Source organism: Tunicatimonas pelagia (assembly GCF_030506325.1).
Lineage (GTDB): Bacteria > Bacteroidota > Bacteroidia > Cytophagales > Cyclobacteriaceae > Tunicatimonas > Tunicatimonas pelagia.
Genome location: NZ_CP120683.1, coordinates 4,707,836 through 4,726,513 on the forward strand (window position 1 = coordinate 4,707,836; position 18,678 = coordinate 4,726,513).

18 protein-coding genes are annotated in these 18,678 nt (G+C 46.7%); 14 read left to right on the plus strand and 4 right to left on the minus strand.

The features are described from left to right. Window positions 1-5: 5 nt before the first annotated feature. From P0M28_RS20200 to ftsZ, 10 genes are read left to right on the plus strand one after another with little or no spacing between them, the layout of a single operon-like run. A complete protein-coding gene (locus tag P0M28_RS20200) occupies window positions 6-425 on the plus strand; it encodes an FtsL-like putative cell division protein (protein ID WP_302204612.1) in 420 nt (139 codons plus the stop codon). Beyond that, window positions 422-2,518, plus strand: coding sequence for a penicillin-binding protein (locus P0M28_RS20205; RefSeq protein WP_302204614.1), 2,097 nt, complete (start codon window positions 422-424; stop codon window positions 2,516-2,518). Before P0M28_RS20200 ends, P0M28_RS20205 begins: the two co-directional genes overlap by 4 nt. Window positions 2,519-2,571: 53 nt before the next feature. Then, the gene (locus P0M28_RS20210) at window positions 2,572-2,925 is read left to right on the plus strand and encodes a four helix bundle protein (RefSeq protein ID WP_302204616.1); all 354 of its coding nucleotides are present in this window, start codon (window positions 2,572-2,574) and stop codon (window positions 2,923-2,925) included. Window positions 2,926-2,960: 35 nt separating this feature from the next. Beyond that, window positions 2,961-4,442, plus strand: coding sequence for a UDP-N-acetylmuramoyl-L-alanyl-D-glutamate--2,6-diaminopimelate ligase (locus tag P0M28_RS20215; RefSeq protein WP_302204618.1), 1,482 nt, complete (start codon window positions 2,961-2,963; stop codon window positions 4,440-4,442). 15 nt (window positions 4,443-4,457) lie between these two features. Next, on the plus strand, window positions 4,458-5,711 hold the full coding sequence (gene mraY, locus P0M28_RS20220) for a phospho-N-acetylmuramoyl-pentapeptide-transferase (protein ID WP_302204620.1): 1,254 nt from the start codon (window positions 4,458-4,460) through the stop codon (window positions 5,709-5,711). Further along, window positions 5,711-6,835, plus strand: coding sequence for an FtsW/RodA/SpoVE family cell cycle protein (locus P0M28_RS20225; protein WP_302204621.1), 1,125 nt, complete (start codon window positions 5,711-5,713; stop codon window positions 6,833-6,835). Before mraY ends, P0M28_RS20225 begins: the two co-directional genes overlap by 1 nt. Before the next feature lie 10 nt (window positions 6,836-6,845). Then, complete coding sequence (gene murG, locus P0M28_RS20230; RefSeq protein ID WP_302204622.1) at window positions 6,846-7,982, plus strand: undecaprenyldiphospho-muramoylpentapeptide beta-N-acetylglucosaminyltransferase; 1,137 nt, start codon at window positions 6,846-6,848, stop codon at window positions 7,980-7,982. Next, window positions 7,979-8,731 (plus strand): cell division protein FtsQ/DivIB, encoded by a 753-nt coding sequence (locus P0M28_RS20235; protein WP_302204623.1) that lies wholly within the window; start codon window positions 7,979-7,981, stop codon window positions 8,729-8,731. The genes murG and P0M28_RS20235 overlap by 4 nt, the downstream gene beginning before the upstream one ends. Window positions 8,732-8,742: 11 nt before the next feature. After that, a complete protein-coding gene (gene ftsA / locus P0M28_RS20240) occupies window positions 8,743-10,044 on the plus strand; it encodes a cell division protein FtsA (protein WP_302204625.1) in 1,302 nt (433 codons plus the stop codon). Between the two features lie 43 nt (window positions 10,045-10,087). Then, window positions 10,088-11,524 carry a cell division protein FtsZ gene (ftsZ, locus tag P0M28_RS20245; protein ID WP_302204626.1) on the plus strand — a complete coding sequence of 479 codons (1,437 nt, stop codon included), beginning with the start codon at window positions 10,088-10,090 and terminating at the stop codon, window positions 11,522-11,524. 118 nt (window positions 11,525-11,642) lie between these two features. On the opposite strand, the gene P0M28_RS20250 is transcribed toward ftsZ, so the two are convergent. Both P0M28_RS20250 and P0M28_RS20255 read right to left on the minus strand, forming a co-directional pair. Continuing rightward, on the minus strand, window positions 11,643-12,773 hold the full coding sequence (locus tag P0M28_RS20250) for an MBL fold metallo-hydrolase (RefSeq protein ID WP_302204627.1): 1,131 nt from the start codon (window positions 12,771-12,773) through the stop codon (window positions 11,643-11,645). Between the two features lie 97 nt (window positions 12,774-12,870). Then, window positions 12,871-13,416, minus strand: a complete 546-nt coding sequence (locus tag P0M28_RS20255; protein ID WP_302204629.1) for an NADPH-dependent FMN reductase — start codon at window positions 13,414-13,416, stop codon at window positions 12,871-12,873. 74 nt (window positions 13,417-13,490) lie between these two features. Between P0M28_RS20255 and P0M28_RS20260 the strand changes: the two genes are divergently transcribed. The 4 genes from P0M28_RS20260 (at window position 13,491) to P0M28_RS20275 (ending at window position 15,704) form a co-directional block, all read left to right on the plus strand. Further along, window positions 13,491-13,928, plus strand: a complete 438-nt coding sequence (locus P0M28_RS20260) for an SRPBCC family protein (RefSeq protein ID WP_302204630.1) — start codon at window positions 13,491-13,493, stop codon at window positions 13,926-13,928. Between the two features lie 61 nt (window positions 13,929-13,989). Next, window positions 13,990-14,670 carry a metallophosphoesterase family protein gene (locus P0M28_RS20265; RefSeq protein WP_302204632.1) on the plus strand — a complete coding sequence of 227 codons (681 nt, stop codon included), beginning with the start codon at window positions 13,990-13,992 and terminating at the stop codon, window positions 14,668-14,670. A gap of 58 nt (window positions 14,671-14,728) precedes the next feature. Further along, window positions 14,729-15,220 (plus strand): DinB family protein, encoded by a 492-nt coding sequence (locus P0M28_RS20270; protein WP_302204634.1) that lies wholly within the window; start codon window positions 14,729-14,731, stop codon window positions 15,218-15,220. Then, a complete protein-coding gene (locus P0M28_RS20275) occupies window positions 15,207-15,704 on the plus strand; it encodes a ClbS/DfsB family four-helix bundle protein (RefSeq protein ID WP_302204636.1) in 498 nt (165 codons plus the stop codon). Before P0M28_RS20270 ends, P0M28_RS20275 begins: the two co-directional genes overlap by 14 nt. A gap of 261 nt (window positions 15,705-15,965) precedes the next feature. Here the strand turns inward: P0M28_RS20275 and P0M28_RS20280 are convergent, their stop codons facing one another. Next, on the minus strand, window positions 15,966-17,054 hold the full coding sequence (locus P0M28_RS20280; RefSeq protein WP_302204638.1) for an alkene reductase: 1,089 nt from the start codon (window positions 17,052-17,054) through the stop codon (window positions 15,966-15,968). Between the two features lie 219 nt (window positions 17,055-17,273). Then, window positions 17,274-18,653 (minus strand): alkaline phosphatase D family protein, encoded by a 1,380-nt coding sequence (locus P0M28_RS20285; protein ID WP_302204640.1) that lies wholly within the window; start codon window positions 18,651-18,653, stop codon window positions 17,274-17,276. Window positions 18,654-18,678: the final 25 nt, after the last annotated feature.

Genomic DNA, 18,678 nt, shown 5'->3' on the forward strand with positions numbered 1-18,678 from the left:
GTATTATGAAAACTGCCGTAAAGAATAAATATCGAACCAAAAATAGAAAGGCGAAAGCTCCGAGAAATACGCTGCGCCGAACGCAAGCTACTTCATCCAGCCGAAGCTTGTTCACCCGGGTAGAAGATGCAGTTCGGTTCGATACCTCATTTGAGCGCGGGTTGCCCGTGCGCTTCGTTCCCTACATCTTATATTTCACCATTGTTGGCTTGTTTTACATCGGAAACAGTCACTACGCGGAACGGATGATTCGTAAGCGAAACCAACTGGAGCGGGAGGTAGAAGATTTGCGGGCCAATTACACCACCCTGAAGGCGGGATATATGCTGGACAGTAAGCAGTCAGAGGTAGCTAAGCGAGTAAAACATTTGGGGCTGGTAGAAAGCGATACGCCACCTCATAAAATCATTATTACCGAGCCGTGAATATCAAAAACTCCATAGTGCTGCGAGTTCGCATTGCCTTCTTAGCCATCTTGGTAGTGGGCGGGGCACTGGTCTATCGGATTGTAAACCTGCAATCGGAGCAGGGTGATCAGTGGCGGGAACTGGCGAAGAAAGTGACGGTACAGTACCGATCGGTACCGGCTACTCGGGGCAATATCTACGCCCACGACGGCAGCCTGCTGGCTACATCACTGCCTTATTATCGAGTGGCGTTCGACCCGAAGGTAGCGCATGATACGCTGTTCCGAAAGAATGTTGGGCCGTTGAGTAAAAAGCTGGCAGCGTACTTTGGTTCCAGCGCAGCTGAATACGAACGAAAGATAGCTCGAGCCCGGGAAAGTGGTCGGCGGTACATGCGGTTAAGCCAGAAAAAGATCGATCATCTGGAGAAAGAAAAATTAGCTCAGTGGCCCATCTTTCGGGAGGGGCGCTACCGAGGTGGAGTTATTTTTGAGCCGGTGCAGCAACGGTACAAGCCTTTTGGGTTCCTGGGAGCTAGAACTGTCGGTTTCATCAACGGGCAAGGTGAGGGGGCTGGTTTAGAATACAGTTTCAACAAGTACTTAAGTGGTCAAGATGGACAAGGGCTGTTCCAAAAGATGCAGGGTAATCACTGGAAGCCGGTCTACGATGGTTCGGAGATCAAACCAGTAAACGGGTTAAGTATTGAAACCACAATCGATGTAAATCTCCAAGATGTTACCCAGGCTTCGCTGCTGAATGCGTTGTACCAGCACGATGCTGAGTACGGTTGTGCGGTAGTAATGGAAGTGCAGACCGGAGAGATTAAAGCAATCTCTAACTTGACCAAACGTAAGGACGGCAAGTACGCCGAGATTTATAATTATGCGGTAGGTGGACTCACTGAACCCGGTTCTACCTTCAAGCTGCCTTCCGTTATTGCCTTACTGGAGGAAGCCAATCTGCAACTGGAAGACACTATTGCTACGGGTGACGGTTTGTACCGCTTTTACGATCGTACTATGCGGGATTATAAGTGGGGTGGCTTCGGCACCATAACGCTGCGGGAGGCGTTTGCCAAGTCGTCTAACATTGCCATCTCTCGTTGGGTAGACCGCTACTTTAGCATGAAGCCCGACCGCTACCTAGACTATCTTCAGGGAATGGGGTTGACCGAACCACTGGGATTTCAACTGGCGGGAGAAGGTCATCCGTACATTCCTACTCGGGAAGATAAAAACTGGAGCGGAGTAACCCTACCCTGGATGTCGATTGGCTACGGATTGAAATTGACCCCGCTACAGACGCTATCGGTTTACAATGCGATTGCTAACGATGGAAAGTTGATTCAACCGATTTTGGTAAGGAAAGTAACCCAAGTGGGGGAAGCCGAGCAGTCGTTTGAGTCAGCGGTGCTGCGGGAGCAAATCTGTTCTCCGGCTACGTTGAGTAAAGTACAGGCCTTGCTGGAAAGTGTAGTGCAAGAAGGAACCGCCAACAATATCCGTAACGAATACTACCGCGTGGCTGGGAAAACCGGAACCGCTAAGATTTTGGTGAATGGAGAGTACACCAGCAACTACTACACTTCCTTCGCAGGTTATTTTCCAGCGGATCGTCCCAAGTACAGCTGCATCATCGTGATTAACCATCCGAAGGGCTACCAGCAGTACGGCAGCGATGTGGCTGCGCCAGTTTTCAAAGATATTGCCGATAAGATTTATGCTACTGATTTATCACTGCATGAACCGCTGCCTACTCAGTACGCCCGGCAGGCGGGAGTATTTCCGGTAATTCAGGCGGGCTACAGCGACGATTTGCAACAAATTTGCTCGGCACTACATATTAATCAGCTTACCGATAATGACGGTAGCATGGCGGAATGGGTTCAAGCCAAGCCCATTAGTCAGCAAATTCATTGGAAAGAACAGCCAATAAAAGAAAATCAGATGCCCGATGTACAGGGAATGACGTTGCGAGATGCTCTGTACTTACTAGAACAGCAAGGAATAAATGTTGAATATCAGGGAAGCGGGCGAGTTACTAAGCAGTCGCTCGAGCCTAAAGCTTCACTAAAGCGAGGAAATACGGTATGGTTAGAACTGGGATAATGGTAAATAGTCGACGGACGATAGTCCACAGTCCATAGTAAATTAAATAGAAAGTGGCGTTTAAGTTTGAAAAATTAGTAGTCTGGCAAAAAGCATTAGAATCAACGAAAGGTATACATGATATGACAAAAGAGTTTCCTGTGGACGAAAGATATGTACTAACCGACCAGGTGCGACGAGCGGCGGACTCGGTTGCACTTAATATTGCCGAGGGATCAACCGGACAAAGCAACGCTGAGTTTAGTCGTTTCGTAGGGTACGCCATTCGCTCAGCCATAGAGGTAGTCGCCTGCCTACATATCGGATTGAGCAGAAATGTTATTAACCAAGATAGCTTCAATGATATTTACAATCAAACAGAAGAAATCGTAAAGATGCTACAGGCTCTCCGCAAAAAATTAAACTAAATCCCAGTGGACTATCGATCATTGACTGTGGACTAATGAAAACACTTAAAGACATACTGTACGGAGTTTCGCTGAAAGCGGTAGAAGGATCTACTGACCTGCCAGTGAGTGCCGTTCACTTCGACTCCCGACGGGTGGAAGAAGGCAGTGTGTTTGTGGCGGTATCCGGTACGCAGGTAGATGGGCATCAGTATATTCAGACAGCAACAGAAAAAGGAGCTACTTCGGTAGTATGCGAGCAAACGCCTGATGAAAAGCAAACCGGAGTAACCTACGTAGAAGTAGCCAATAGTGCTCAGGCTCTGGGGCAGATAGCGGCTAACTTTTATGATAATCCTTCGGCCAAACTAAAACTAGTAGCGGTGACGGGCACCAACGGAAAAACCACGGTGGTCACGTTGCTTCATCAGCTCTTTATGCGGCTGGGTTATCTTACCGGATTGCTCTCCACGGTGAACAATAAAATTAACGAGGAAGTAATTCCTTCCACCCACACTACGCCCGATGCGGTACAGCTTAATGCTTTACTAGCCGAAATGGTGAAGCAGGGTTGCACTCACGCGTTTATGGAAGCTAGCTCCCACGCTATTGTGCAGCACCGCATGGCCGGACTTAAGGTAGCCGGAGCCATCTTCACCAATATTTCCCACGATCATCTGGACTACCACAAAACCTTTGAAGAATACATCAAAGCCAAGAAGAAATTATTCGACGATCTGCCCAAAAACAGTTTTGCCTTAGTGAATACCGACGACAAGCGAGGTAAGATTATGGTGCAAAATACAGCGGCTCAAGTAAAAACATTCTCGCTGAAAGGTGTCAGCGACTTCAAAGCAAAGGTGCTCACCAACTCCTTGCAGGGGTTAGAGCTAGAGATTAGTGGTGACACCATTACCTCTCAGTCGGTGTGGTTTCCGTTGATCGGTGATTTTAACGCTTACAATCTGCTGGCAACCTTCGGAGCGGCGGTGCTGCTGAACGAAGAACCGGAAGAAGTGCTAACCCAGCTTTCGGGAGTACAGCCCGCGCGGGGTCGGTTTGAGCAAGTTCACTCGGGTAATGGGGTGACTGCTATCGTGGATTATTCTCACACTCCCGATGCTTTGAAGAATGTGCTAAAGACTATTCAAAACGTTCGCACCAAAAATGAAACAGTGATTTGCGTAGTGGGCTGTGGGGGCGACCGAGATAAAGGTAAGCGACCGAAGATGGCCGCAATCGCCGCGGAGTTGAGCGATAAAGCAATTCTCACCTCCGACAATCCGCGTAGTGAAGACCCCGAAGAGATTATTAAAGATATGCAGGCGGGAGTGTCCGCGTCGCATTACAAAAAAGTAATTGCTATTACTAACCGAAGAGAAGCGATCAAAGCGGCTATTATGATGGCCGAAGAAGGTGATATTATTTTGGTAGCGGGTAAAGGGCACGAAACCTACCAGGAGATAAAAGGAGTAAAACACGATTTTGACGATAAGCAAGTATTAAACGAAATTTTTCACCAGCTACGCCAGCGTTAGCACCAAGCGATAACTATGCTGTATTATCTGTTTGATTATCTAGAACGAGAATTTGATGTGCCGGGGGCGGGACTGTTCCAGTTCATCTCGTTCCGGGCAGGCATGGCTACGCTGCTTTCGCTACTCATTACCATCACCTTCGGGAAGCGCTTGATTCAGTACTTACAAAAGAAACAGATTGGGGAAGTAGTGCGCGACTTGGGGCTAGAAGGCCAGTTACAGAAGAAAGGCACCCCCACCATGGGCGGTCTTATTATACTAAGTGCCATTATTATTCCTACTTTGCTATTTGCGAAGCTCGACAATATCTACGTAATCTTAGTACTCGTTGCTACCGTATGGATGGGAACCGTCGGCTTTATTGATGACTACATCAAAACGTTCAAAAAGAATAAAGAAGGACTAGCCGGGCGATTCAAAATTGTGGGGCAGGTTGGGCTAGGATTGATTGTAGGGCTGACGCTCTATTTTCACGAAGATGTACGAGTCCGGCAGTTTGACGAAGAAATGATGGGCAGCATCACCAATGTGGGAGAAGAAATTCAGGAGATGCCTAAAGGAGCCTACGAAGATATTAAGACTACCCAGACCACTATTCCTTTTATAAAGGATAATGAGGCCGATTACAAAAACTTTTTATCGTTTATCACTTTCGGTTTAGTAGAACTACCCGATGCCTGGACGTGGGTGATCTACGTAGCTATCGTTATTTTCATTGTTACTGCCGTTTCCAACGGAGCTAATATCACCGACGGGCTGGATGGATTAGCGGCTGGCACCTCCGCCACCATCGGAATTACCTTGGCTATTTTTGCCTACGTGTCGGGTAACCTGCTTTTCTCGCAGTACCTCAATGTAATGTACATCCCCGATTTAGGAGAATTAGTGGTCTTTGCCACGGCCTTTGTTGGAGCTTGCATGGGCTTTTTGTGGTACAATGCGTTTCCGGCGCAAGTATTTATGGGCGACACTGGTAGTTTGTCCATCGGGGGAATTATCGCCGTTATGGCCTTCGCCGTGCGGAAGGAGATTTTACTGCCTATTATTTGCGGAGTGTTTCTCATAGAAAATTTATCGGTGATGCTCCAGATCGGCTACTTCAAGTACACGAAGAATAAATACGGAACGGGTCGGCGCATCTTCGCGATGGCGCCCCTGCACCACCATTTTCAGAAGAAAAATCTGCACGAAGCCAAAATTGTGAGTCGCTTCTGGCTGATTGGCATTATGCTGGCTATTTTCTCATTGGTAACCCTTAAAATTCGTTAATGATGGTACGCAGTTGGGCTAAACGATATTTAGAAGGCGATTCCATTATTTGGCTGGTCGTGCTCTCCCTGTCAGCTATTGGAGTGTTGGTGGTGTACAGTACGTCTAGTTCACTGGCGTATCGGGAGCGCGGTGGTGATACGGAGTACTACCTCTTCAAACATATTATTTTGCTAGTCTTGAGTCTGGGGGCGATGTGGTTTGTCCATAAAATTAATTATCAATACTTCGCTCGGCTATCCACATTTTTACTGCTATTGTCTATTCCGCTGCTGCTCTACACCTGGAAATTTGGGGCGACCATCAATGAAGCTTCTCGCTGGATTACGTTGCCGGTTATCAACCAAACGTTCCAGCCCTCTGACTTAGCCAAGCTAGCCCTCATTACTCATTTGGCCGGAATGCTGTCTCGTCGCCAGCAGATTGTCAGTAATTTCACGCGCACCGTACTTCCGGTAATGCTCTGGTGCGGTACCATTTGCGGAATCATCGCCATGACTGATATTTCCTCCGCAGCCATGCTATTCTTTACCTGTTTGCTACTAATGTACATTGGGCGAGTTCCGGTGAAACACTTAGCGATGCTGGTAGTAGTGGGCGGATTGCTGGGCTACGCAGCCCTAAGCCTGGGGCAACGAGGTGAAACCGCTCTGAGCCGAGTTGAATCTTTCATGAGCGAAGAGCAGGTAACCTTTCAGAATCAGCAAGCTTACATCGCTATTGCTACCGGTGGAGTATCGGGTAAAGGCATGGGGAAAAGCGAGCAGCGCAATATTTTACCGCTGTCTTATGCCGACTTTATCTACGCTATCATTATTGAAGAATACGGAGTAATTGGAGGAATAGGAGTTATACTGTTGTTTCTGGTTTTACTGTTCCGGGGAATGCGGGCGGTCTCCCGCAGCGAACGGGCGTTTGGTGGATTACTTTCGGCTGGACTGAGTTTTGCTATCGCTATTCAGGCTATGATTAACATGGCGGTAGCAGTAGGACTGGTTCCGGTTACCGGGCTACCGTTGCCCTTGGTGAGTATGGGAGGAACCTCTCTCTTATTTACCAGCATTGCTATCGGCATTATTTTAAGTACAACTAAAGAATTTGAATATCAGAAGGCGACTGCCTAACAAAAGAATATTGGCTGAACGAAAACCATATCGAGTAATTATTAGCGGAGGCGGCACTGGCGGACATATCTATCCGGCCATTGCTATTGCCAATGCGTTGCGGTCTATGCATTCTAAAACTGAAATTTTATTTGTAGGAGCCGACGGGCGCATGGAGATGCAAAAAGTGCCCGAAGCAGGTTATGCAATTGAAGGATTGTGGATTAGCGGACTACAGCGAAAACTGACTGCTGATAACTTGTTATTTCCCGCTAAAGTAATTTCCAGTTCATTCAAAGCGAACCAGATAATCAATGCGTTTAAGCCGCAGGCGGCGGTTGGGGTAGGAGGATTTGCCAGTGGGCCATTGGTATACGTAGCCAGTCTGCGCCGGGTGCCGTCGTTGCTTCAGGAGCAAAACTCTTACGCGGGGCTAACCAATAAAATGCTAGCCAGTCAGGTGAGTAAAATCTGTGTGGCGCATCCGGGTATGGAAAAATTCTTTCCAGCCGAAAAATTGGTCTTTACCGGAAATCCTATCCGAAAGGAAATTGTAGAACTGGCTCAGCAAAAATTGGACGAGAGAAAGGCGGAAGCTATCGAGTATTTTGGGCTGAATCCGCAAAAAAAGACCTTGTTGGTTATTGGTGGAAGCTTGGGAGCAAGAACGCTGAACGAGAGTGTTATCAATAATATTCAAGCATTGGTAGATGCCAATGTGCAGGTAATCTGGCAAAGTGGTAAGTACTACTACCAAAAAATGAAGGAACAACTATCGGCGATTCCCGATCACGATAGTATTCAGTTACGGGAGTTTCTGAACCGGATGGATCTAGCGTATTCGGTGGCTGATGTAGTAATTTCTCGAGCGGGCGCGTTGTCAATTTCTGAATTGGCGTTAGTACAAAAACCCGTTATCTTCGTGCCCTCCCCAAATGTGGCGGAAGACCATCAGCGGAAAAACGCCGAAGCATTGGTACGAGCTAAAGCCGCTCTGATGATTACGGATGCCGAGGCACCTGGTTCACTTGTAGAGCAAACGTTAGCTCTGCTGGCCGACGAAAGTCAGCAGCAACAGCTACAGCAAAATATTCAGCAATGGGCCCGCCCCGAGGCGGCAGAGCACATTGCTCAGGAAGTAGTTAAACTAATTGAGGAGAAGCCATGAAGCGGATAAAGAAATCGGTACATCTGGTCACGATGCTTATCATATTGGTGACTGCAATAGGAGCCACGGAGTATCGTCGTCAGCAGCGGGTGTGTACACAAATTAGTGTAGCTATTGAGCACGATGGTATTGAGTCTTTTGTGAGCGAGAGAGAAATACGTGGTCTGTTGCAGCAAGGCGAAAAATCGATTATCGGGCTGCCCCTAAATGGGTTAGAGTTAAAGCAACTGGAGCATCGAGTACTGGGAAATCCTTACGTAGAGTGGGCAAATGTGCATTACGATTTGGAAGGAAAGGTACATGTTGCCGTACAGCAGAGCCGACCTATTGCCCGCATCATACACCCCAAATTGCCCGATGCTTACGTTAGCACTACTGGAAAGCTATTACCACTTTCGGGGCGACATACGGCGCGGGTAATGCTGGTAGGAGGTACGTTTATTCCAAAATTAATTAAAGGAGACTGGAACCAGGATAGCACCGGAAACCAGCTTCTTTCCTTAGCAAAGTATATTGAACAAGACGATTTCTGGCGGGCGCAAATTGCTCAAATGGATGTGAATCAACAGGGGGAAGTAACGCTTCATCCTCAGGTGGGTAAGCAAACAATTAAATTCGGAAAGCCCGATCAGATTGCTGAAAAGTTCGATAAGTTAGAATTATTTTACCAGCAGATTCTGCCCCGAAAAGGATGGAATTATTATAATGGGGTCAACCTGACCTATGAAAATCAAATTGTGTGTGACTAACCAGTAAAACCATGGACAACGATCAACCCGTAGTTGGACTAGATATCGGTACTACTAAAATCTGCGTTATTGTAGGCCGAAAGAATGAATACGGAAAACTAGAAGTGATGGGCATGGGTAAAGCCGTCTCCGACGGTGTTATCCGAGGCATTGTCAGTAATATTGATAAAACTGTACAGGCAATCCAAAAGGCGGTTCAGCAAGCTGAAGAGCAGTCAGGAGTAGAAATTAATGTGGTGAACGTAGGCATTGCCGGGCAGCATATCCGTAGCTCGGTGCACCACGGTAGCATTACCCGTAACTCTTCCGAAGAGGAGATTACGGTAGGTGATGTAGAGCGGCTAACCCAGGATATGTACCGCATTGTAACCCCGCCCGGTTGCGAAATTATTCATGTAATGCCCCAGCACTACATCGTCGATTATGAGGAGGGGATTATGGATCCAGTAGGCATGTCGGGCGTGAAGCTGGAAGCTGATTTCCATATTATCACCGCTCAGACCAACGCGATTAACAATGTCAATAAGTGCGTTCGTAAAGCGGGATTGGAAATAGATAATCTCATCCTCGAGCCTTTGGCTTCTAGCTTGGCGGTGCTTAGTGAGGAGGAAAAGAAAGCCGGAGTTTGCTTGGTAGATATTGGGGGCGGCACCACTGATATTGCTATTTTCCACGATGGTATTATTCGCCACACAGCCGTTATTCCATTTGGTGGGAATATTATTACGTCTGATATTAAGCAAGGCTGCTCCGTGCTGCACGAGCAAGCCGAACTACTTAAAGTGAAGTTTGGCCGGGCCATTGCCGAGGAAGCTAACATTAACGAAATTGTTTCTATTCGCGGATTGCGCGACCGTCCACCTCGAGAAATCTCGGTGAAGAACCTGGCTTACATTATTGAGGCTCGAGTGCAGGAAGTCTTTGAGTTAGTTCATGCTGAGATTATTTCGTCGGGTTACGAAGATCGCCTGGCAGGAGGCATTGTTGTTACCGGCGGAGGTTCGCAACTGCGCCACATCAAGCAGCTTTGCGAGCTTATGTGCGCCACTGATGGCCGAATTGGTCATCCCAACGAATATCTAGGTAAAGGTAAGCCAGAAATAATTAAATCGCCCATGTACGCAACTGGGGTTGGCTTGGTGCTAGCGGGCTTTAAAGCGATTGACGAACGCAACTCTGAATACCTTCGTCACAAAAGCAGGCAAACCAACCAAGTTGTGCGAAAAGAACGACAAACTGGTTTTTCTTTCAGAGGTATATTGGAAAAGACCAAGAAAATATTGATTGATGACTTTAATGAGAAAGAATATTAATGTAGTTTTGGTATAACCCTAAACTACCCAAATCTCCACCGTTATGAATAAGACATATAGTTTCGATCTACAGCCTCAGAACCCGTCTATCATCAAAGTGATTGGTGTCGGAGGCGGAGGTAGTAATGCTGTAAACCACATGTTTAACCAAGGTATTCGGGATGTAGAGTTTATTGTCTGCAATACCGATGTGCAGGCCTTACAAACCAGCCCGGTTCCTAACAAGCTTCAGATAGGCATAGGACTCACCGAAGGACTGGGAGCGGGAGCGAATCCCGAAAAAGGCAAAGAAGCTGCTATTGAAAGCAAAGAAGATATTCGCGATTTACTAAGCGATAATACCAAGATGCTATTCATCACGGCCGGAATGGGCGGTGGAACCGGAACCGGAGCGGCTCCCGAAATTGCCCGAGTGGCTCGGGAGTTAGGTATTTTAACGGTGGGCATTGTTACCTCTCCGTTTAGCTTCGAGGGGCGTAAGAAAATGCGACTGGCGAACGAAGGGATTGCTGAACTGCGGGAAAGCTGTGATACCGTGCTGGTTATTTTAAACGATAAACTGCGGGAGACCTACAGTAACTTATCGCTGTCTAACGCTTTTGCCCAAGCCGATAATGTGCTGACGACGGCAGCCAAAAGCATTGCGGAAATTATCACCTTACCGGGTGACATTAACGTAGATTTTGAAGATGTAAAGACCGTAATGGCAAATTCCGGCGCAGCGGTGATGGGTTCAGCCAAAGTAGATGGAGACCATCGGGCCAAACGAGCCGCCGAAATGGCCTTGTCTTCTCCCTTGCTCGATAATGTGAATATTACCGGAGCGCAGCGCATTCTGCTATCGATTAAATCGGGTACGGAGAAGGAAATTCAGATGGACGAGCTGACCATTATTACTTCGTATATTCAGGATCAGGCCAGTGAGGAGATGGAGATGATTTTTGGCCATGGGGTTGATGAAACATTAGGCGAAAGCGTAATGGTGACTGTGATTGCCACTGGGTTTGATCAAGAAGATTCAAGCGAGCCAGAGGAGGATAGTAAGCAGATTATTGATCTGGAAACTAATAAGAAGGTACCTGAGAGCAACAATACAAATGAACCGGCTCCCGAGCATCGGTTTGAGCCTCCGGTGCAAAACTTTATAGCGGATGACCCTCAGCCTACCTACGAGTCTATTCAAGATGAACCGGAGGAAGAAGAAGAATTGATGCACGAAATGAGTTCGCAGAAGCGACTGCTGATGGAGGAAGCCTATAAGCGAAAGCTGAAGTTGCAGGGGCGAAAAAGCATTAGCGCGCCCGATAGCGAACAAGATCATTTTAAGAAGGAAGATTTTAACGAACCGGCTTACATGCGCCGTAATGTGCACTTGTACAGTGTCCCTTCTCACCAAGATCGTAATATATCGCGCTACTCGCTGGATGATGACAACAATATCGTCAGCAACAACCGCTTCCTGCACGATAACGTAGACTAATAGTATGAAGAACGGAACGAATCGTGAATAGAAGAATTATTGGCCGAAAGCTTAAAGAAGCAAGACCAGATGACGGTCGCCGTGCGATTGAGCGTCAGGATCGGCATCAAGAACTTTTTTAATTACGATTCCACCAACTAGTAGATGGCAGGTCAGGTGAGTTGACTATAAAAGTTTCGCCGATCTGGGGAGTGGTAACGGGTATTTGTAACTGCTGAGCCTTTACTGTTATCCGCTCTACCGGATCAGTCCAAGCGTGCAGGGCGAGCCGGAACGCTCCCCAGTGGATAGGCATCAGTCGTTTGGCTTGCACATCTACCGCTGCTTGAGCCGATTCTTCGGGCATCATATGAATTTGCGCCCAGCGTTCATCGTACTGTCCACACTCCATCATAGCTAAATCAAACGGGCCGTAGCGTTCACCAACCTCCCTAAAGTGGGGGCCGTAGCCGCCATCGCCACTAAAATATAGATTGTCATTTTTACCCTGAATAATCCATGATCCCCAAAGGGTAGTGTTACGATCGGTGATCCCGCGACCAGAGAAGTGACGCGAGGGAGTAAATACTATCTTTAGATTTTCATGCTGAATTTCATCCCACCAGTTAAGTTCGTGAATAGCGTCTTCAGCTACGCCCCAGCGGCGTAAATGAGCACCCACTCCTAACGGAACGTAGAAATCTTTTACCTTCTCTTTTAGCATCTTTACCGAACCATAGTCCAGATGGTCGTAGTGATCGTGGGAGATGAGCACCGCATCAATCGGGGGAAGTTGCTCGATGCTGATAGGCAATTGCTCATTAAACCGACTGCCACCCAGCCACGGATGCGGAGCGGGAACGTTGCCCAGCATAGGGTCGAGAAAAACTCGCAGCCCATCTATTTCTACCAGCACCGCCGAATGTCCGAACCAGGTAATCTGCGTTGGAGCATCGGCTGGGTCAACTAAGGATAAAGAATCTACCGACTCAACGGGGGGGAGAAAGTCTGGTACCCCGTTAGGAATGCCCTGGATGTAATCTCGTATTACCGAAAGAATATTACCAAAACTCATATCCATTGAGGTAGGAATCAGATTGACGAACGTTCCGTCCTTATAATGATCTAATTGGGTAAATGATTCTTGCTGTTTGGATGTCGGTTTACCCCCGAATTCCGGGCTTAATTTAGTGAACATAAATCCTCCAATAAGTAGTACCAACAGTAGCGCGCCAACGGATAATCCGATCATCTTAAAAACTTTTTTCATAGCCAATAGAATATAAGTTAACCGACGAAGCCGAGACAATTATATTGAGTACAACGACAATTTATTTTGCTTGGCAAGGAAGGAAGTGTAAGTAGCTTCACTGAAAGGTATCACTGGTTTTTTCAGCAGTTAACTTTTCTGCTTGCTGCTCCAGCAGTTGCTGGTAAACTGAGTTTGTAATCTCTTCGTTAGAAAGATGACTATGAATGAACGCTAAGGTGGGCTTCTGGGGCAATACCTGCATTCCTAAGTAGTGCAGTACATCGGTCAAGTGGCTCAGGGCAAGATTCCCGCCGTGCATTCCCGCCGCCACTCCTACTAAGGCAGCCTTTTTTCCGGCCAAGCTACTGGGATAATCTAGCCCATCAATGAAAGCTTTAAGCACGCCTGGGAAGGAACCATTATATTCCGGCACAATAAACACAAAGCGATTGTTATCCTTCAGCACCTGCCGAAAAGCATTGAATTTTTCATTTTGCCCATTGTTTTCGTACAAGGCTGTGGTTAGAAAATCAGCCGGTAGGTCAATCAAATCTAGCATTTGACTGGTTTCCCCTTTATCGCTCAAAAGGCGTTGGTAATAAGCGGCAATGGTTCGAGAGTTGGCATCCCGGCGGTTAGTTCCGACAATAATCACAGTCATACGTTCACAACGATCTTTCTACGGAAGATGTTCGGCTTCAAAACTATCTGCGGGTAGCAGAAGTTACCTCAACTATGCGACTGACTATTCAAACTTCTGTGGAGCAAGATTATCAATCAGTAAAGCGAGGGTTTACGGAAGACTTGTTTTTGAAACTGAATCCGCCTTTCCCTCCGGTACAACTTAAGCGATTCGATGGGTCCAGTGAAGGTGATGTGGTAGAGCTAGAACTTAATTTTTTGCTATTTCGCCAAACCTGGCGTAGCCTGATTACCGAAGATGGAGAAACAGAGCAGGAGTGGTACTTTATTGATGAAGGTGTGAAGCTACCCTTCTTTCTAAAATACTGGAAACACCATCATCGGGTGCTTAAACGAGGTTCGGGGAGTCAGATTGTAGATGATATTCACTTCCGCTCGCCCTTCCTGCTCATGGATTTTCTTCTTTATCCGGTACTGGGGTTGCAGTTTCTGTATCGGAAACCAGCCTATAAGAAGATATTCTCTACTTAACTGAAGGAAAAACTTCTACCTTTAAGAGTAATTTACTACCAAGCAAGGCGTAAGATACCATATGAAGCAATGGGTAATTACTGATATTCATGGCTGTGTTAAAACCTTTGAAGCGTTGCTCCAGCGCATTGGTTTTAACCGTAGTGATGCTCTTTATCTGCTGGGCGACTATGTAGACCGAGGTCCCGATAGCAAAGGCGTATTAGAATTAGTAATGCAGCTTAGCCAGTCTAAGCACAAAGTACACTGTCTACTGGGTAACCACGAGATCATGATGTTGCACGCTGTGCATAATTCTGGAACCAAGGCAGCGCGCCATTGGAAGAAGTATGTGGGGGGTGGCGAAACGCTTCGAAGCTTTCGGGCAGTAAAGCCACACGAAATTAGCGAGCACTACATTGAGTTTATTGCCAACATGGATCATTATTTTGAGGTAGGTAACTACATTTTGGTACACGCCGGACTAAATTTTGCGGTGCCTGATCCGCTGCAAGATAAAGAGGCAATGCTCTGGACGCGCGGACAGACGCATATTAACCATGCTTGGCTCAATGGTCGCATTGTGGTGCACGGTCATACTCCTCAGCCTACGCAGCAGGTAATCCAAAATGTAGAGCGTATGGAGCAAAACCCAGTGGTAGATATTGATTGTGGCTGCGTTTATCCCCGTAATAACATGCATCATTTGTGCGCTTTAGAGCTCATCTCCCGCCAGTTAGTTTTTCAAAAAAATGTAGACTAATAGGACATCTGGGCGGCCTACTTTATCGTAAACAATAGTAGGCAAGAACACCACTCTTATGTCTACCAAGAGTACAGCCCACCACCAGCCTGAGATAGCCGAGCACTTACTTGCTTTGCAAAAGAAAGTGAATGAAGTCATTGCTTTCTACCAGCAGGATTTGAATTTTACTACAATGGTATACGCCCTGTGGTCGGCCAAAGACATTTTGGGACACTTAGTATGCTGGCACGAAAGCTTTGCCCGTAACTTGGCTGATGTATCCGAAGGCCGAAAGCCCAACCCGTTGAAAGGCAAATTATCGGAAGTAAATCAGTTAGGAGTAGAGGCAAACCGTCTGTTTTCTATTGATGAGCTTATTGCTCGATTGAATATTGCCCAGCAGTTGATTGAGGAGCATATTTTTAATACGGAAGTGCAACGTATTCCTTACAAAAGAGGCACCCGCGACTACAGCCGACCGGAGCATTTGGAAATTGTAGTAGCTCATCTAAGACGTCATCTGAAAGACCTCCACAAAATATACCATTTACGCTATGCCGAGACCTAAAACAAAACCGGAACTGCAAAAACAAAGTCAGGAGAATTTTAAAAAACTAAACGATTACGTAGCTGCTTTCTCGTCGGAAGAGCAGCAAGCTGAATTCCCTGGGGGAACCATGAACCGCAACATTCGGGATGTATTAGCTCATTTACACCACTGGCACCTAATGTTTTTAGATTGGTATGAAGTAGGCACAAAAGGTGAGAAACCAGCCATACCTGCCCCGGGCTATACCTGGAAAACTACCCCAGAACTCAATAGAAAAATATGGGAAAAGTACCGGAAAATGGTTCTATCAGAAGTTCAGCAGAAACTGAAACAATCTCATGCAAAGGTGGAAAAAGTAATTGAGCAACATTCGGGCAAAGAGCTTTTTGAGAAAAAGCGGTATAAGTGGACAGGTAGTACTTCGCTGGGAGCGTATTTAATATCGGCCACTGCCAGTCACTACGATTGGGCGTATAAGCTAATCAAGAAATGCAAAAAGTAGCTGCCTATAATCCCGTAAGGTAGCTGTTTTTAATTAGCCTGGAACCGGAATTAAAACTTACCAAAGTAGCTAGCCGAACATTTCCGAAACAGCATCAAACTAGCTTTTTGTGGGGTGCCGGAGTAGAGTGGCGGCCTGAAGCTGAAAGAATGCGTATTTTGGCAACGCCTTATATCCTTAGTAAGGAAAATACCCTGGCGGTTTACGAATAGAAACGTAATTTGTAGGAACCTCATTAATGATGTTCCCATATGATAATAATTATTCAGTCGCTTCGGCTTCTTCTAGCGTCGGATAATCAGTATACCCTTCTGGCCCTGGAGTGTAAAAGGTATCTTGATTAGGCTGCTGTAGTTCGGCACCTTCTTTCATCCGGTGTACCAAATCGGGGTTCGCCAGAAACGGCCGGCCGAAAGCCACCAAGTGGCCCAAACCATCCTGTAGATCCTGCTCAGCTCGTTCGTGGTCGTAGCCTCCGCTAATGATAATAGTTCCACCAAAAGCGTCACGAATTTTCTCTTTAATCGAGCGGGGTACTTCTGGTGCCCCCATCGGCGAATGATCCACAATATGAGTATAGGCTAAGTTTAATTTGCCTAATTCCTGAGCTAAATATTCGTAGGCTTCCTCTATACCCTCAAATGCTCCGGTATCATTGAAAACACCGTAGGGTGATAGTCGAATACCTGTTCGTTCGGCACCGATAGCGTTAATTACGGCTTGGGCTACTTCCAGGGCAAATTTGGAGCGAGCTTCATGAGAACCGTTATAATCATTATCCAGCACGTTTACATTGGCATTCAGAAACTGCTCAATCAAGTAGCCATTGGCTGCGTGTAGTTCTACGCCGTCAAAACCAGCTTCAATAGCGTTTTTCGCGCTGGTCACATACGACTGCATCGCGGCTTGAATGTCTGACTCATTCATCAGTCGGGCAGCGGGGTAAGGCTGCGGGCCTTTTTCATCGGTATACATTTCTCCCTGTACTGGAGTGGTAGTGGTACCTACAACTTCGGCGCCCTCGGGCAAATTATACGGATGGCCTACTCGCCCAGTATGCATTAACTGCATGAACATCTTTGCCCCACCTTGGTGGACTGCTTGCGTAACTTTCTTCCAGCCTTCGGTTTGCTCTGCTGAGAAAGCTCCCGGAATTCTGGGATAGCCCAGGGCATTGGGAGATGGAGCTGTTCCTTCGGTAATAATTAGTCCGGCTCCGCTACGCTGTCCGTAGTATTCCGCCATTAAGTCATTGGGAATATTATTGGTAGCCCGGTTTCGGGTCAAGGGAGCCATTACCGCTCGATTTTGCAATTCAATATTGCCTAGTGTAAAAGATTCAAAAAGCATAAATTCTATAGTTTTAAAAAATTTGTAATAACAACAATTCTATATACTACTTTCAGACCTTTTGGTTATTCATTAGTAAAAGAAAAAGCTTGAAGCAGGGGTGATGACGAATGATTGATGAATAATGACTAATGGAGAACAATAATTATAACCTGGAATTTGCAATTTTTCGTAACCATTTAACAATTGAACCATCGAGCCACTGAACAGTCCCCCCCATCAACTATCCGAAGAAATCGGTAGGCAAAATTGATAGCTAAGCTCCTGTTCGGTGTTGCTTTGTACTACGTTACCGTTTTTATCCTTCGCTGTCCAGGTTAGGCATACTTCATTGCCACCGTTGTCCTCTACTTCAATGGTTCCGTACTGCCCGCTTCTCGATCGATATCCTTTGGAGTAGGGGCCACCCTTGTAGGAACCGTAACGATCAATTGGGGCAGCATGAAATACGGGAATAGGTGCGCCCCCGCCTTCAGCGTAATCGCTGTTAGAACCATCGTCCATTGCTACCATGTGGGCATCTCCGCATATAATGCTGATCGGAATTTGGTGTTCCTTTACAAAGTTAGCAATCGCCTGCCGTTCTTCCGGAAAACCTCCCCAGTCGTCATCTTCGTCGCAATCATAGTTTGGCCCACCTTCGTGGTTAATGTACGGGATGCCCGATAACCATACTACCACCTGCCCGGAGTCTTTAGCCAATAACATCTGATCCTGAAACCATTTCATATGGGCTTCCGACCCGAAATTTGTTCCCACTTTAGTCCGTTCGCAACCGTCGTACTCCGGCTTTACTTTTTGGGAGCGCAAATCAGTTAATATAAAGCGAACCCGGCCCAGCGAGAAAGTCTGGGAGATAGGGGCCTTATCTTCCTGAAAAGCCAAAGGGTAGTGGGGAATGAAATCGCGGTAGGCAGCAATTGCGTCCTGCTGGCAGGCTGACGAAGCGTCGCTATTATTATTGCCGTAGTCGTGGTCATCCCACATGTAGGCAAAAGCCGTGCTGCGGTAGAGTTTAGATTGAGCCGAAGAACTAAATACACGGTAGTAAGCTTGGATGAAGTTAGCTTCGCAGTTGCGGTTAATATTTTCGTAGTGCAAATCGCCGGTGCTGATAAACAGTAATGGGTCTTCGCGAGCAATCTGCTCAAAAATATCGCTATTTGAGCCGGTTACCATGCAGGAGCCAAAAGCCACTTTATACGAAAATGCGCCATCCTTCGGAGTGGTAAATGTACCGCTGTAGCCTTCAAAAGCATCAATTGTATCATTAATTTCCAGGCGATAATAATACTGGGTGTCCGGCTGAAGGCTATCCAGCAGAACTTTACTCGTATTATAATTTTCAGCGATGGTTTCGGTATAAGCTGAATAGTGGGAATTGGCGAAAGTGATGGCTTCGGTACTTACTTGCACCCGTACTTTGGCGGGCCGATAGGTATTGAAAGATACTACCGCACTTCGAGAGGTCAATCCCCCGGCCAGTACGTAAGCCACTTCATCATCCGCTAAATTAGGAGTATAAAATACCCAATAGAGTACACTGATAACTACGATAATCCCCATGATGGATAGGGTAAGTTTACGTTTAGGTTTCATGATAGGTGCTTTACGGCACTTGTTC